The sequence below is a fragment of the Streptomyces sp. CNQ085 genome (assembly GCF_022614595.1).
Taxonomy (GTDB): Bacteria; Actinomycetota; Actinomycetes; order Streptomycetales; family Streptomycetaceae; genus Streptomyces.
In genome coordinates this window covers 1-14931 of sequence record NZ_JAJFAU010000123.1, presented here as the reverse complement: position 1 = coordinate 14931, position 14931 = coordinate 1, and the positions used below count along the sequence as shown (strand labels likewise).

Here is a 14931-nt window from a genome sequence, read left to right as displayed (position 1 = left end):
GCGGCCAGCAGGGCGGCGGCGCACCCGCGGGCGACCCGTGGGCGACCGGCGCTCCGGCAGGCGGCCAGCAGGGCGGCGGCGGTGGCGGCTGGGGCGGTGGCTCCGGCGGTTCCGGCGGCGGCTACTCGGACGAGCCCCCCTTCTAGAGACCCCCAGGGGTTCCGGGAGGGCTGCGCTCACAGGCACAGACTTCCTGAACCAAACGGAGAGAGACAATGGCGAAGCCGCCTGCTCGCAAGCCGAAGAAGAAGGTTTGCGTGTTCTGCAAGGAAAAGATCAAGTACGTCGACTACAAGGACACGAACCTGCTGCGGAAGTTCATCTCCGACCGCGGCAAGATCCGTGCCCGCCGTGTCACCGGCAACTGCACCCAGCACCAGCGTGACGTCGCCACGGCCGTGAAGAACAGCCGTGAGATGGCGCTGCTGCCCTACACCTCGACCGCTCGATAAGGGAAGGATGACCGACTCATGAAGATCATCCTGACCAACGAGGTCTCGGGTCTCGGCAACGCCGGCGACATCGTCGAGGTGAAGGACGGGTACGCCCGCAACTACCTGCTCCCCCGCGGATTCGCCATCCGCTGGACCAAGGGTGGGGAGAAGGACGTCGAGCAGATCCGCCGCGCCCGCAAGATCCACGAGATCGCCACGATCGAGCAGGCCAACGAGATCAAGGGCAGGCTGGAGGGCGTCACCGTGCGCCTGAAGGTCCGCGCCGGCGACCAGGGCCGCCTGTTCGGCTCCGTCACCCCGGCCGATGTCGCCGCGGCGGTGAAGACCGCGGGCGGGCCGGACGTCGACAAGCGCCGCATCGAGCTGGACGCCCCGATCAAGACCCTGGGCTCGCACCGGGTCTCGGTGCGGCTGCACCCCGAGGTTGTCGCCAGGATCGGCGTCGAGGTCGGCGCCGCCTGACGGCGCCCCGGCACGCGGTCGAAGGGCCGCGGTCCCCCTGAGGGGCCGCGGCCCTTCGCCGTGCTTCGTGCCGTGCCCGGCGGTCCGCTCAGGCGCGCACCGCCCCGGTGACGACCCAGCGGCCCGAGCGGGCCCGCAGCCACAGGGTGACCAGCCGCATTCCCATCATCAGTCCGGCGACCGCCCACCACAGCGCGGTCAGCCCTCCGCCCAGCACTGGGACCGCCAGCGCCGCCGGGGCGAATACCACCAGTGTCGCCAGCGCCGCCCACGCCAGATACGGGCCGTCGCCCGCGCCCATCAGCACCCCGTCCAGCACGAAGACCACCCCCGCGACCGGCGAGGTCACCGCCACCACCAGCAGCGCCGGCGTCAGCCGGTCGTGTACGGCGGTGTCCGGGGTGAACAGCGGCAGCAGCAGCGGGCGCGCCGCGACCACCAGCATCCCCAGCACCACACCGGAGGCCATTCCCCACCGCACCATCCGCCGGCACGCGGCCCGCGCCCCCACCGCGTCCCCCGCGCCCAGGTAGCGGCCGATGATCGCCTGCCCGGCGATGGCGATGGCGTCCAGCGCGAAGGCCAGCAGCGACCAGACGGTCAGCGTGATCTGGTGCGCGGCCACCTCCACGTCCCCCAGCCGCGCCGCGACGGCGGTCGCCAGCACCAGCACGGCGCGCAGCGACAGGGTGCGCACCAGCAGCGGTGCCCCGGCCCGGCCACTTGCCCGGATCCCGGCCGCGTCCGGCCGCAGCGAGGCACCGTGCCGCCGGGCGCCCCTGACCACCACCACCAGATAGACGGCCGCCATCGCGCACTGCGCGATCACCGTGCCCCAGGCCGAGCCGGCGATGCCCAGCCCGGCGCCGTACACCAGGGCGAAGTTGAGCACGACGTTGGCGGAGAAGCCGCCGACGGCCACGTACAGCGGGGTCCGGGTGTCCTGCAGTCCGCGCAGCACCCCGGTGGCGGCCAGGACCACGAGCATGGCCGGAATACCCAGCGCGCTGACCCGTAGATACGTCACCGCGTGCGGTGCCGCGGTCGCGGACGTCCCGAACAGGTCGACGAGCGCGGGTGCGGTGGGGAGTGCGGCGGCCACCACCGCCGCGCCGAGCAGCAGTGCCAGCCAGATCCCGTCCATGCCCTGCCGGATGGCGGCGGGCAGGTCGCCGGCCCCGACGCGGCGCGCGACGGCGGCGGTGGTGGCATAGGCGAGGAAGACGAAGACGTTCACCCCGGTCGTCAGCAGGGTGGCCGCGACACCGAGCCCGGCGAGCTGAGGGGTGCCCAGGTGTCCCACGATCGCGCTGTCGGCCATGACGAACAGGGGCTCCGCGACGAGCGCGCCGAAGGCGGGGAGCGCCAGTGCGATGATCTCGCGGTCGTGACGGCGTGCCGCGGTGCGCCCGGCGGGTGGGGGAGCGGATGTCATGATCCGATCCAAACATCCACAAGTAATAGTTGCAATAGAGGTGTGACTGTTACCATTCCTCGCCTGGGGTGAGATCCTCTGCGCCGTTTGTCGCGATCTTGGCGCGAGTCGCGAAGTTTTTCTCCTGCACAGCCGGTGGATGGAGAAACACCAGTTCAGAGCCTGTGTAAAACTCGACCGACCGACTTCTCCACAGGTCCGTCCCCCGCCCCGTGCACAGGAATCGGTGAGTTCTCCACAGGATGCGGTCGTTCATCCACATGGCCTGTGGATAACTGGATTGGCTGGAGGCCCCCGTAGCCCTACCGTTGTCCGGCGCCCGCCTGCTGTTCCCCTCCGCTTCGCCCGGCCCCCGGTCCTGCCCCGACCGGAGCCGGAACCGGAACCGCGACCGGGGAACGGGTGAACCCAGTGTCAGAGCCGTGCCATAGGAAAGAAGGGCGCGGGTCGCGAGGAACGGGAGGAGGTGGCGGGATGACGCAGTCCGAACACGTCGACAGCCCGGCACCCGGATACGCCGCCAGGACCCCGGGGCCGGGAGGGCCGGGACCCGGCGACCACTTCACCGTCTCCCACCGCGTCCGCGACGCCGCCGCGGACGGCGAGCGCCACGACCGCGGTGCCGACACCTGGCCCGCGAGCCAGGTGGGCGGCTTCGACCGGCTTCCCCCGCAGGACCTCGACGCCGAGAAGTCCGTCCTCGGCGGCATGCTGCTGTCCAAGGACGCCATCGCGGACGTGGTGGAGACCCTCCAGGGCAAGGACTTCTACCGCCCGGCCCACGAGACGATCTACCAGGCCGTCCTCGACCTCTACGCCAAGGGCGAGCCGGCCGACCCCATCACCGTCGCCGCCGAGCTGACCAGACGCGGCGAGATCGCCAAGGTCGGCGGCCCCGGCTATCTGCACTCCCTGGTCCAGGCCGTCCCCACCGCGGCCAACGCCCAGTACTACGCGGAGATCGTCCACGAGCGCGCCGTCCTGCGCCGCCTGGTGGAGGCGGGCACCCGCATCACACAGATGGGGTACGCGGCCGACGGTGACGTGGACGAGATCGTCAACTCGGCCCAGGCGGAGATCTACGCCGTCACCGAGCAGCGCACCTCGGAGGACTACCTCCCGCTCGCCGACATCATGGAGGGCGCGCTCGACGAGATCGAGGCGATCGGCTCGCGCAGCGGCCAGATGTCGGGCGTGCCGACGGGCTTCACCGACCTGGACTCGCTGACCAACGGCCTCCACCCGGGCCAGATGGTCGTCATCGCGGCCAGGCCGGCGATGGGCAAGGCGTTGGCGCTCGACACCCCGCTGCCCACCCCTGACGGGTGGACCACGATGGGCGATGTCCGCGAAGGGGATGACCTCCTCGACGCCGACGGGCGCCCCACCCGCGTAGTCGCCGCGACCGACATCATGCACGGCCGCCCGTGCTACCGGATCACCTTCGATGACGGAACCACGGTTGTCGCGGATGCCGAGCACCAGTGGCTCACCGACACCCGCTCCTCCCGGCGCTACGCCCACCAAGCCGCGACGGTGAAGACCACGAAGGAGATCGCGGAGACGGTACGGTGCCTGACCGCCGACCGGCGCACGAACCACTCCGTACGCAACACCGCTCCGCTTGACCTGCCCGAACGGGTGCTCCCGATCCCGCCCTACACTCTGGGCGCCTGGCTCGGAGACGGCTCAAGCACCGCCGCACGTCTGACCACCGTGGACCCTGAGATCCTGGAGTACATCCAGAAGGACGGCATCACCACCCGCCCGGTCGGCAACACGGAAGTCACCTACGCTCTGTCTCTGACGGTGGACGCACCAGAACGCCTCAAGCGGTCCTGCGTCGTGTGCGGCACGGAGTTCGTCCCCAGGCCGGCGCATGTCCGTAGCTGCGGCCGATCCTGCGGTGGCCGGGCGCGTGCCGCTTCCGCCCCGGTTCCACACGCCACCTGCGTCGACTGCGGGACCATGTGTTTCTCTCCCTTCACCGAGCCCCGGTGCGCCCCGTGCACCAGGCGGCACGGCAGCTTCCTCGTCCTTCTCCGGGAACTGGGCGTGCTGGGGAACAAGCACATTCCCACCGAGTACCTGCGAGGATCCCTCACCCAGCGGAGAGCACTGCTGGCGGGGCTTCTCGACACCGACGGCACCGTCTCCCGCACCGGCTCCGTGCGGTTCGCCGTCACCAACCACGCTCTCGCCGAAGGGTTCCGGGAACTGGTCATGAGCCTCGGGTACCGGTGCGAGATGGCGACCGAACGCGTCAAGGGCGGGTCGGAGGAGTCCTCGACCCGCTACACGGTCACCTTCACCACCGACGACGAGGTGTTCCGGCTGGGCCGCAAGCAGCGGGCACACCGGGACCGCCTCCGCCCGTCCGCGCCGAAGCCGGGGCAGCGGTTCATCACGAGTGTGGAGGAGACCGAATCCGTTCCGGTGCGGTGCGTCCAGGTCGACAACCCGGCCCACCTGTACCTGTGCGGCCCGTCCATGGTCCCGACGCACAACAGCACCCTGGCACTGGATTTCGCCCGGGCCTGCTCGATCAGGAACAACCTGCCCAGCGTGATCTTCTCGCTGGAGATGGGCCGCAACGAGATCGCGATGCGGCTGCTGTCCGCCGAGGCGCGGGTGGCGCTGCACCACATGCGGTCGGGCAGCATGACGGACGAGGACTGGAACCGGCTGGCGCGCCAGATGCCCGATGTCACGGGCGCGCCGCTGTACATCGACGACTCGCCGAACCTGACGATGATGGAGATCCGCGCCAAGTGCCGCCGCCTCAAGCAGCGCAACGACCTGCGGCTGGTCGTCATCGACTACCTCCAGCTGATGCAGTCGGGCGGCTCGCGCCGTCCCGAGAGCCGTCAGCAGGAGGTCTCGGAGATGTCCCGGAACCTCAAGCTGCTGGCCAAGGAGCTGGAGGTGCCGGTGATCGCGCTCTCCCAGCTCAACCGCGGCCCCGAGCAGCGCACCGACAAGAAGCCGATGGTCTCGGACCTGCGTGAATCGGGCTCCATCGAACAAGATGCCGACATGGTCATCCTGCTCCACCGCGAGGACGCCTACGAGAAGGAGTCGCCCCGGGCGGGCGAGGCGGACCTGATCGTGGCCAAGCACCGCAACGGCCCGACGGCGACTATCACGGTGGCCTTCCAGGGACACTACTCGCGCTTCGTGGACATGGCCCAGACGTGACCGGTGGCGGCGGCGTTGTCAGTGGGCCCTGCCATGCTCGCCGGCATGACCTCGACCCCGTGGACGCTGCTGGACATCGACCGCGCCCTGCGCGCGAGCTGGTCCGCCGACACCTGCCATCCCTCGGACATCACGCGTACCGAGTGGAGCCCGGACAACCCCGCCTGGGGGCACTGCGACATCACCTCCCTGGTCGTCAACGATCTGCTGGGTGGTGAGCTGGTGGTCGGCGAGGTGTTCCGCGGTGGTGAGCAGGAGGGCTACCACTGGTGGAACCGGCTGCCGAACGGGGTCGAACTCGATCTGACGCGTGAGCAGTTCATCAGGGGCGAGGCGGTCACCGGGGGGCGGCCGGTGGAGCGGCCCCAGGGGCGGACGCGCCACCGCTGGGAGGAGTACCTGGTGCTGAGGGGGCGCGTCGAGGGGCGCCTCGGCCCGCTGCCGCCGGTGCCGGGTCCGTGAGGCGCCCGCCGGGTGAAGGAGTGGCGGGAGGCGGACGGTCGGGAGGCCGGTGAGGTGTACGAGGAGCGGGCGTCGCGGTGGTGTGGCGCCGGGAGGCCCTTCCGCGCCCGAGCCGGGCGCGGATTCTGCCGGACGGGTGCATGGATCTGATCCGGACGGCCGGCGGGCTGCTGGTGGCCGGGCCGGACACCAGGGCCCAGCTGACCGAAGACCTGCCGGGGACCGGCTGTGTGGGGCTGCGGTTCCCGCCCGGCACCGGGCCGCGCGTCCTGGGCGTGCCGGCGCACGAACTGCGTGACGCGCGGGTGCCCCTGGAGGCGGTCTGGCCCGCGCGTGAGGCGCGGGAGCTGGCCGAGCGGATGGCCGGGGCGCGTGACGGGGTCCCGGGCGGGGGGACGGTGCTGGAGGAGGTGGCGGCGGTACGGCTGCGCCGGGTGCCGGACGATCCGCTGACAGCGGCGGTGGCCGCCGGTCTGCGGGACGGCGCGAGCGTCGCCGAGGTGGCGCGCGGGGTGGGGCTGAGCGAGCGGCAGCTCCACCGCCGCTCGCTGGCGGCCTTCGGCTACGGGCCCAAGACCCTGGCCCGGGTGCTGCGGTTCCGGCGGGCTCTGCGCCTGGTCCGCGGCGGCGTGCCGCCGGCGTCGGCCGCGGCCGGTGCCGGTTACGCGGACCAGGCGCATCTGTCGCGCGAGGTCGGGGCGCTGGCCGGGGTTCAGCTCTCGGTGCTGCTGTCGGAGGAGTGATCGCCGGGTGCGCCGTCCGGCAGCGGGGCGAAGAGGGAGACCGCGTTGCCGTCGGGATCGAGGACGATGGCGTACCGCTGCCCCCAGAAGGCGTCCCAGGGCTCCTTGTGTCCGGTGTGGCCGGCCCGCGTCAGTTCGGCGTACTGCCGGTCGACGTCGGCGGGGTCGTCGCAGGCGAAGGCGAGTTCGACGCGTCCGCCGCCGCTGGGCGGGGTCCAGGAGGGATCGAAGGAGCGGACGGTCTCGACGGTGTCCCAGGCGACGCGCAGGCCGCCGGGCAGCGGGACCTCCACATGGGGCTGTTCTTCGGCGCCGGCGGGGACGTCGAGGCCGAGCCGTCGGTAGAACGCGAGCGAGGCGGCCATGTCGGAGGTGACCAGGCCGACGAGATCGATACGGGGTGCCATACGACCATGGTGGGGCGACGCCGGGCCGGAGGTCTTGAAGGAATCGGACGTGCCCGGCGGCGACCGTACCGCCAAGGGAGCGGCGCGGTGGAAAACGCTGGCCCCGGCCGACGCGGCCGGGGAGAGTGGGCGGATGATCGATTCAAGTGCGGACATGGACGGCGAGCTGCTTCCCGAGACCCGTCGCGCGCTCCTCCACAGGCTGGCCGTCGCGCAGGCCGAGGGGCGGGTGCCGTCGGCGGTGGGGGCCGTGGTGCGGGACGGGCGGACGGTGTGGACGGGGGTGCGCGGCGGTGCGGTCGGTCTGCCCGGCGCGGCGGGGGAGACGGAGGCCGAGCCGACCGCGGACACCCGGTACCGGATCGGCTCGATCACCAAGACGTTCGTCGCCGTGCTGGTGATGCGGCTGTGCGACGAGGGGCTGCTGGACCTGTCCGACCCGCTCGGCGGGCATCTGGAGGTGCCCGCCGGGGCCGGGGAGGAAGCGGCCCGGGCGACGGTCGCCCAGTTGTTGTCCCACTCGGCCGGACTGGCCGCCGAGCCGCGCGGTCCCTGGTGGGAGCGGACGCCCGGTGAGCTGCGCCCCGGGGTGGCCGACCTGTTCGGCGAGCGGCCAGTGCGGCATCCGGCCGGCCGGCGGCACCACTACTCCAACCTCGGCTACGCCCTGCTGGGCTCCCTGGTGGAGCGGCTGCGCGGCGCGTCCTGGTACGAGGTGCTGCGCGGGGAGGTGCTCGACCCGCTGGGCATGGACCGTACGACGCCGCTGCCGCGCGAGCCGTACGCCCGGGGGTGGGCCGTGCACCCGTGGGCGGACGCGGTGCTGCCCGAGCCGCTCACGGACACCGGGCTGATGGCGCCGGCCGGGCAGCTGTGGTCCACGGCCGGGGACCTGTGCCGCTTCGCGGCGTTCCTGGCGGCGGGCGACGACCGGGTGCTCGGTGCGGAGAGCCTGGCGCGGATGCGGGTACCGGCGGTGGCGCCGGAGGCGGAGTCCTGGGACCAGGCGTACGGGCTGGGGATGCAGCTGGTGCGTTCCGGTGGGCGGTTGCTGGCCGGGCACACCGGTTCCATGCCGGGCTTCCTCGCGGCCGTGTGGACCGCTCCCGGTGAGCGGCTGGCGAGCGTGGCGCTGGTCAACGCGACCTCGGGGCTGTCGGTGGGTGGTCTGGCTGCCGATCTGCTGGGGATCGTCGCCGACCGCGAGCCCTCCTTCCCCGGACCATGGCGTCCGCGCTCGCGGACCGCTCCGGAGCTGCTGGCGCTGACGGGGCCGTGGTACTGGGGCCCGTCGGTGTTCGCGCTGCGGGTGTGCGAGGGGCGGGCGCTGGAGCTTGTCCCGGTCGGCGGCGCCGGGCGGGCCTCGCGCTTCAGGCCGGAGTCGGACGGCACCTGGACGGGGCTGGACGGCTACTACGCGGGCGAGACGCTGCGGGCGGTACGCGGGGCGGAGGGGGCGGTGACCCACCTGGATCTGGGCACGTTCGTCCTCACCCGCACTCCGTACGACCCGGACGCGCCCGTCCCGGGTGGTGTTGACTCGCGGGGATGGCGTGCGGAGTGAATTCCGCGCCCCGGCGCGGGCGCCTGGGCACCGACGCGTCAGCCCGGCGCCGCCGAGCAGGAGGCGAACCGGAGGCCTGTGGGCGTCAGGCCAGATCCGGGCTCAGCAGGGTGCGCACGCCCTCGATGTTGGCGTCCAGGTAGGCGCGCAGCGAGGGGGGCACCACCTCCACCGAGGCGACGCCCGCGCGGGTGAAGGGGACGCGGACGACCTCGTACTCGCCGCGCGGCTCCTCGACCTCCGGGCCGTGCCGGCGCGACAGGTCCATCGAGGTCAGTCGGCAGACGAAGAAGAACTGCACCTTCACCGCGTCCCCCGCGGCGTCCGGCGCCCCCGCGGCCTGCGGTGCGACGACCGCCGCGCCGCTCCCCGCATCCTCGGCCGGGTCGTGGGAGACGGTGTCGACGAAGGCGGGGACCACGTCGGTCACCTTCGCACCCAGCTCCTCGTCCAGTTCGCGGTGGAGGGCGTCGACGACGGTGGCGTCCGCGGTCTCGACGCCGCCGCCCGGAGTGATCCAGTACGGCTCACGGCCGGGCTTGGTCCGCTTGATCAGGATCATCTCGTCGTCATCGAGCAGGATGGCCCGGGCGGTGCGTTTGACCACGGGGCGCGCGTCGGCGGTCATGGGGAAGGTCTGGCCCGCTCCGGGGCCGGTGAAACCTTCCGGGACCGGTCGGCGGTGGCGGAGGCGGCGGTGACCGCCCCGGCCCCGCCGCCCGGGGACGGCGGGTCGGCCGAAGCGGCACCGCCCGGGTACCCGGGCGGGGGAAGAACACCGGTCGCCGCAAACACGGCGCTCGTCGGCCGGTGTGGTCCGGCCGACGAGCCGGGAGCAGGAAGCTCAGCGGGCCAGCAGGTCCTGGACCGCCGCCGTGATCTCGCCGGGTGCCTCCTCGGCCATGAAGTGCCCGGCGTGGGTCAGCCGGTGGTCCAGGTCCGGCGCCCACGCCTTCCACACCCCGGCGGCGTCGTAGCCCAGCTGTGTGCCCCAGTCCTGCTGGACGACCAGCACGGGCATGGCCAGTTGCGACCCGGCGTCCAGGTCGGCCTGGTCGTGCATGACGTCGATGTCCGCCGATGCCCGGTAGTCCGCGACGATCGAGGGCACCGCCGCGGCGCTCGCGCGCAGGTATTCGGCACGCACGTCCTCGGGCATGGCGTTCGGGTCGTCGGCCCAGGCGTCGAGGAACGAACCGAAGAACGCGTCCGCACTGCCCGCGATCATCGCCTCCGGCAGGCCCGGTGGCTGCGCCATCAGGAAGAGGTGGTAGCCGACCGCCGCCGAGACGCCGTGCAGGACGTTCCACATGTCGAGCGTCGGCACGATGTCGAGGATGCCCAGGTGCGTGATGGTCTCGGGATGGTCCAACCCCGCCCGGAAGGCGACCAGGGCGCCTCGGTCGTGGCCGACGAGGGCGAAACGCTCGTGGCCGAGCGCCTCCACCAGGTTCACGACATCGGCGGCCATGGTGCGCTTGGCGTACACATCGGGGCCGGTGGCCGCCGGTTTGTCGCTGGCGCCGTAACCCCGCAGGTCGGGACAGATCACCATGTGCTCGTCGCCGAGCCGCTCGGCGACATGTCGCCACATCAGGCGGGTCTGGGGAAAACCGTGCAACAGCACGACCGGGCTGCCACTGCCGCCGACGGACGCGGCCAGTTCCACACCGCCCGCACCGGGCAGGCGGACGTGGTCGAAGCCGGGAACGGTGAGCGTCATGGGGGATCACCCTTTCGGGTCGGGGACTCGACCGGGCCAGCCTGGGCGACGGCGATCAGCGGCCGATCAGCACGGTTGGGCGCGGCGGGCCCCGGCACGGAGGATGGGGGTATGCGAATCGACGTACTGGGTGCGGTGCGGGCCCTCCGTGACGACGGTGGCCCGGTCGACCTGGGCGGGCCCCGCCACCGTGAGGTACTCGCCCGGCTGGTCGCCGCCGAGGCGCGGATGGTCACCACCGACACCCTCGTCGATGACCTGTGGACCGATCCGCCGGCCCGCGCCGTGGGCGCCCTGCGTACGTTCGTCGCCGCGCTGCGCCGCGCCCTCGAACCCGACCGGCCGCCTCGCGATCCGCCGTCTGTGATCGTCACCGAAGGTCCCGGCTACGCGCTGCGCTTGCCGCGCGAGGACGTGGACGTCCATCGGTTCGAGGACACCCTGGCCCGAGCCCGCCGCGACCCCGGCGCGGTGACCGACCTCGGCAGGGCACTCGCGGCCTGGCGCGGACCCGCCTACGCCGATGTGACCGGCTCCGCGTGGGCGCGGCGCGAGCGGACCCGGCTGGAGGAACTGAGGCTGGAGGGGGCGGAACTGCGCGCCCGCATCCTCCTCGACTCCGGGGAAGGGGCCGACCTGGTCGCCGGACTGGGCACCCATGTCGCCGAACACCCATGGCGCGAGCCGGCCTGGGAGCTGCTCGCCCGCGCGCTGTACCGCGCGGACCGCCGGGCCGACGCACTGGCCGTCCTCCGCCGCGCCCGCGCGATGCTCGTCCACCGGCTCGGACTCGACCCCGGCACCGGCCTTCAGCGCCTGGAGAAGGACATCCTCAACGGGGCAGCGTCCCCGGGAGCACCTGTCGCGTGGACCGGCCACGGTGTCCGGCTCGGCCCGCGCACCACCGTGAATCTGGCCCGCACCCTCGCGCTGGCGGGCGGCGACGCCCTCGTCCACTCCCGGCGCGACCGCCTCGCCGCGATCCGCGCGGCGGAACGCACGGGAGACCTCTCCCTGACCGCCCGGACCATCGGCGCCTACGACGTGCCCGCCATCTGGAGCCGTGCCGACGATCCCGAGCAGTCCCGCGCCGTCATCGCGGCTGCCGAGCGCACGCTCACCGGACTCGGCCCGGACGGCCCCGCCGACCTGCGCGCCCGCCTCCTGGCCACGGTCGCCGTCGAGAGCCGCGGCGCCGATCTGTCCGGGGCCGAGCTGAAGCACGCGCGGCGGGCGGCGCCGCCGGCGGAACGCTGACCCTGGGTCCGGTGGCGCGGTACCTGGCAGAGGCGGAGGAGTGCGCCGGAGCGGGGTGGGCGGCGGCGGTCCGCGAACCCCGGGCCCGTCCGCGCTCACCCCACGGCCCCGGCGGAAACGGGGAATCACAGCAAGATCAATCTCACCGGGATCACCCGTACCTCAACCACTCACATCCGGATATGACGACTGGACAACAACGCTCGGTCAACTAACCTTGACCATGCGCTGTTTACGCGCGTCGCACGGGGCGGCTCGAGGCATGAGGGGGGAGCTTCGAGCCGCCCCGCGCTCCCACCGCGCGCCTTTCTGCCGTGTGCCTCCTCACCGGCCCGTACGTCAGCCGCGCCCGGCTTCGTCCAGTGCCGCCCGGATGTCGGCGACCAGATCGGCCGCGTCCTCCACACCCACCGACATCCGCACGAAGCCCTCCGGCACCGCGTCCCCGCCCCACCGGCCGCGCCGCTCGGCGGTGGAGCGCACCCCGCCGAAGCTCGTCGCGTCGTCCACCAGCCGCAGCGCGGCCAGGAACCGCTCGGCGAACCCCTTGTCCGGCAGCGTGAAGGAGACCACGCAGCCGAAGCGCCGCATCTGCCGCGCCGCCACCGGGTGCGCCGGGTCGTCCGCCAGCCCCGGGTGCCGCACACCGCGCACCTCCGGCCGCTCGCGCAGCGCCTCGGCGACGGCCAGCGCGTTCGCGGCCTGCCGCTCGGTGCGCAGCTCCAGCGTGGCCAGGGAGCGGTGCGCCAGCCACGCCTCCACCGGCCCGGGGATCGCCCCGACCGTCTTGCGCCACAGCCGCACCGACGCCGCCAGCTGCGGATCCCGGCACGTCACATAGCCCAGCAGCACGTCGCCGTGGCCGGTCAGCGCCTTGGTGCCGCTGGCCACCGAGTAGTCGGCACCCAGCTCCAGCGGGCGCTGGCCCAGCGGGGTGGCCAGGGTGTTGTCCACGGCGACCAGCGCGCCGCGCTCGTGGGCGGCGTCGGCCAGGCGGCGGATGTCGCACACGTCCAGGCCGGGGTTGGAGGGGGACTCGATCCACAGCAGCGCCGCCCCGTCCAGGGCGCCCAGCTGCGCGTCGCCGCCGGTGGGCGCGGTACGCACCTCCACCCCCCAGCCCTCCAGCCGCTCGCGCACGGGGACGAGCAGGTTGTAGCCGTCCGAGGGCAGCACCACCACGTCGCCGGGCCGCGTCCGGGACAGCAGCACCGCGGAGATCGCGGCCATGCCGGAGGCGAAGACGGTCGTGTGCGCCGCCTCGTCGCCGGGGGCCTCCAGCTCGCCGATGGCGTCCTCCAGGCCCGTCCAGGTGGGGTTGCCGTCGCGGCCGTAGGTGTAGGGGGCGTCGGCCGGATCGCCGGGCAGGTGGAAGTGCGCGGCCAGCACCGGCCCCGGCAGCGGCGGCGCGTACGGCTCCTCGTCCGGCAGCCCGGCCCGCACCACCCGCGTCCCGTCGCCCCGCAGGACCGGTCCGCCCTGCTCGTGCGGCCCGTTCCGCTCGTCCCGCTCACGCGTCATGTTCCACTCCTCGTCGATCTCCCCCCAGCCCGTTCGGCGCCTTCGAGCGTACGTGCGCCGATCGGCCGAGCGCCGCCCGGGCCGCCGCACCGCAGTGGGCCCCGTAGCCGGAGCCGAAGAGGACGGCGTGCACCAGCAGGTGCTGGAGCTGGTGCAGCGGCACGCGCCCGCTCCGGCCGGGCAGGGGGCGGACCCTCTCGTACGCCGCCAGCAGCCGCTCCAGGTGCGGGCAGCCGAACAGCTCCAGCACCGCCAGGTCCGTCTCGGGGTGGCCGCCCTGCGTGGCCGGGTCGATCAGACGGGCGCGGCCGTCGGCGGACCACAGGACGTTGCCCGACCACAGATCGCCGTGGACGACGGCGGGCTGGCGGGGAGCCCGCCAGTCCGCCGCCCGCCGGTCCGTCCGAGGCCGGCGCCTCGCACAGCCGCTCCACGTCCCGGGCGTCCCCCGGCCCGATTCCGCCGCCGCCCGCGCCCGCGTCAGCCTCCCGCGGGCCTGCCGGCCCGCGCCGCGGTCAGTCGCCGTCGGGCAGCACCATGCTCACCGCCCACGACACGACGGAGATCACCAGGGCGCCGAGCACAGCCGTCCAGAAGCCCTCCACGCGGAAGGCCAGGTCGAACTGTTCGGCAAGCCAGGAGGTGAGCATCAGCATCAGCGCGTTGATCACCAGGGTGAACAGGCCGAGCGTGAGGATCAGCAGTGGCAGGGACAGCAGTTTCGTGACCGGCTTGACCACGGCGTTGACGACGCCGAAGATCAGCGCGACGAGGACCAGCGTGAAGGTCTTGCCCGCGGTGTCGTCACCCGTGAGCGTGATGTCGTCCAGCAGCCAGACGGCGACGGCCAGGGCCACCGCGTTGGCGATCGTTCTGACAAGGAAGTTCATCATGTCCGAGATCGTTCCAGAAACGGGGACGGTCGCCTACCGGTGAGGGGTCGAGGAGTCATGAAGGCGTTCCGACTGGAGGAACTGGAGGCGGAGCGGGTCGCCAACGACGGCGCGTACCTGCAGTTCCTGCGCGAGAGGAACATGTCCGTCGGCCTGTACGCCCTGGACCGGGGCGCGCTCGACCCGCAGCAGCCGCACCGGCAGGACGAGGTCTACTTCGTCGCCAGCGGCCGGGCGCTGGTCACCGTCGGGGAGGAGACGACCCCGGTCGCGCGCGGCAGTGTGGTCTACGTGCCGGCCGGCGTGCCGCACAGGTTCCACCACATCACCGAGGACCTGCGGGTCCTGGTGGTCTTCTCCCCTCCCGAGGGCTGATCCCCTCCCAGGGGCTGCCCTCCCGGGAACCGGCCGCCTTAGGGGTCCGGTCAGGGAAGTGCCCGGGGCCGCGGCGTCCCGGCGAGGAGCCCATCCGCCTAGCATCGGAGGCGGAAGCACCGAACGCACCAGCCACCGGGCCCGCCCGGCGGCCGGAGACTTCAGGAAGCGGGTACACGGTCATGGATCTCAAGGAGACCTTCGCGGCGCTGCCGTGGTGGGTGAAGTGGGTCGCGATCCCGCTCATCGCGCTCTTCGTCTTCGGCGGCCTGATCTTCGCCGTCGTCGGCTTCGTCGTGAAGCTGCTCTTCAAGGTCCTGCTGTTCGTGGCACTGGCCGGAGCGCTGGTCTACCTGGTGCGGAAGTTCACCTCCTCCGGCTCCTCCTCGGGAGACTGACGCCTCCGGGGCGGCACGGGCGCGGCTCAGCGCCGCGC

The 14931-nt window shown here is 72.9% G+C and carries 15 protein-coding genes and 1 pseudogene; 9 read left to right on the top strand and 7 right to left on the bottom strand.

Annotated elements, in window-relative coordinates; all coding sequences use genetic code 11:
• Nucleotides 1–215: 215 nt before the first annotated feature.
• Nucleotides 216–452: a 30S ribosomal protein S18 gene (gene rpsR / locus LJ221_RS18640; RefSeq protein WP_027765513.1), complete on the top strand. Its 237-nt coding sequence runs from the start codon at nt 216–218 to the stop codon at nt 450–452.
• A gap of 18 nt (nt 453–470) precedes the next feature.
• Nucleotides 471–917, top strand: coding sequence for a 50S ribosomal protein L9 (gene rplI / locus LJ221_RS18635; protein WP_241717872.1), 447 nt, complete (start codon nt 471–473; stop codon nt 915–917).
• An 88-nt stretch (nt 918–1005) separates the two neighbouring features.
• On the opposite strand, the gene LJ221_RS18630 is transcribed toward rplI, so the two are convergent.
• A complete protein-coding gene (locus LJ221_RS18630) occupies nt 1006–2352 on the bottom strand; it encodes an MATE family efflux transporter (RefSeq protein ID WP_241717871.1) in 1347 nt (448 codons plus the stop codon).
• Between the two features lie 474 nt (nt 2353–2826).
• Here LJ221_RS18630 and dnaB point away from each other — a divergent pair, with 474 nt between their 5' ends.
• From dnaB to LJ221_RS18615, 3 genes are all read left to right on the top strand, one after another.
• Nucleotides 2827–5550, top strand: a complete 2724-nt coding sequence (dnaB, locus tag LJ221_RS18625; RefSeq protein ID WP_241717870.1) for a replicative DNA helicase — start codon at nt 2827–2829, stop codon at nt 5548–5550.
• 45 nt (nt 5551–5595) lie between these two features.
• The gene (locus LJ221_RS18620; protein ID WP_241717869.1) at nt 5596–6012 is read left to right on the top strand and encodes a hypothetical protein; all 417 of its coding nucleotides are present in this window, start codon (nt 5596–5598) and stop codon (nt 6010–6012) included.
• A 77-nt stretch (nt 6013–6089) separates the two neighbouring features.
• On the top strand, nt 6090–6755 hold the full coding sequence (locus LJ221_RS18615) for a helix-turn-helix domain-containing protein (RefSeq protein WP_241717868.1): 666 nt from the start codon (nt 6090–6092) through the stop codon (nt 6753–6755).
• Here the strand turns inward: LJ221_RS18615 and LJ221_RS18610 are convergent.
• Complete coding sequence (locus LJ221_RS18610; protein ID WP_241717867.1) at nt 6725–7162, bottom strand: VOC family protein; 438 nt, start codon at nt 7160–7162, stop codon at nt 6725–6727. The genes LJ221_RS18615 and LJ221_RS18610 overlap by 31 nt on opposite strands.
• Before the next feature lie 133 nt (nt 7163–7295).
• On the opposite strand from LJ221_RS18610, the gene LJ221_RS18605 reads away from it, so the two are divergent.
• Complete coding sequence (locus tag LJ221_RS18605; protein ID WP_374228500.1) at nt 7296–8726, top strand: serine hydrolase domain-containing protein; 1431 nt, start codon at nt 7296–7298, stop codon at nt 8724–8726.
• Between the two features lie 85 nt (nt 8727–8811).
• On the opposite strand, the gene LJ221_RS18600 is transcribed toward LJ221_RS18605, so the two are convergent.
• Nucleotides 8812–9354: an NUDIX domain-containing protein gene (locus LJ221_RS18600; protein ID WP_241717866.1), complete on the bottom strand. Its 543-nt coding sequence runs from the start codon at nt 9352–9354 to the stop codon at nt 8812–8814.
• A 216-nt stretch (nt 9355–9570) separates the two neighbouring features.
• On the bottom strand, nt 9571–10449 hold the full coding sequence (locus tag LJ221_RS18595; protein ID WP_241717865.1) for an alpha/beta fold hydrolase: 879 nt from the start codon (nt 10447–10449) through the stop codon (nt 9571–9573).
• Between the two features lie 111 nt (nt 10450–10560).
• On the opposite strand from LJ221_RS18595, the pseudogene LJ221_RS18590 reads away from it, so the two are divergent.
• Nucleotides 10561–11700, top strand: a pseudogene (locus LJ221_RS18590) (BTAD domain-containing putative transcriptional regulator); the annotation flags it as partial.
• A 345-nt stretch (nt 11701–12045) separates the two neighbouring features.
• On the opposite strand, the gene LJ221_RS18585 reads toward LJ221_RS18590, so the two are convergent.
• Genes LJ221_RS18585 through LJ221_RS18575 form a run of 3 tightly spaced genes read right to left on the bottom strand, consistent with a single transcriptional unit; the run spans nt 12046 to nt 14120 of the window.
• Nucleotides 12046–13227, bottom strand: a complete 1182-nt coding sequence (locus LJ221_RS18585; RefSeq protein WP_241717864.1) for a cystathionine gamma-lyase — start codon at nt 13225–13227, stop codon at nt 12046–12048.
• Nucleotides 13217–13711 carry a fructosamine kinase family protein gene (locus LJ221_RS18580; RefSeq protein ID WP_308314815.1) on the bottom strand — a complete coding sequence of 165 codons (495 nt, stop codon included), beginning with the start codon at nt 13709–13711 and terminating at the stop codon, nt 13217–13219. The genes LJ221_RS18585 and LJ221_RS18580 overlap by 11 nt, the downstream gene beginning before the upstream one ends.
• 31 nt (nt 13712–13742) lie before the next feature.
• Nucleotides 13743–14120, bottom strand: coding sequence for a phage holin family protein (locus tag LJ221_RS18575; protein ID WP_241717863.1), 378 nt, complete (start codon nt 14118–14120; stop codon nt 13743–13745).
• A 57-nt stretch (nt 14121–14177) separates the two neighbouring features.
• Between LJ221_RS18575 and LJ221_RS18570 the strand changes: the two genes are divergently transcribed.
• Both LJ221_RS18570 and LJ221_RS18565 read left to right on the top strand, forming a co-directional pair.
• Nucleotides 14178–14495: a cupin domain-containing protein gene (locus LJ221_RS18570; RefSeq protein WP_241717862.1), complete on the top strand. Its 318-nt coding sequence runs from the start codon at nt 14178–14180 to the stop codon at nt 14493–14495.
• Between the two features lie 182 nt (nt 14496–14677).
• On the top strand, nt 14678–14893 hold the full coding sequence (locus LJ221_RS18565) for a DUF5326 family protein (RefSeq protein ID WP_241717861.1): 216 nt from the start codon (nt 14678–14680) through the stop codon (nt 14891–14893).
• The last annotated feature ends 38 nt before the right edge of the window (nt 14894–14931 follow it).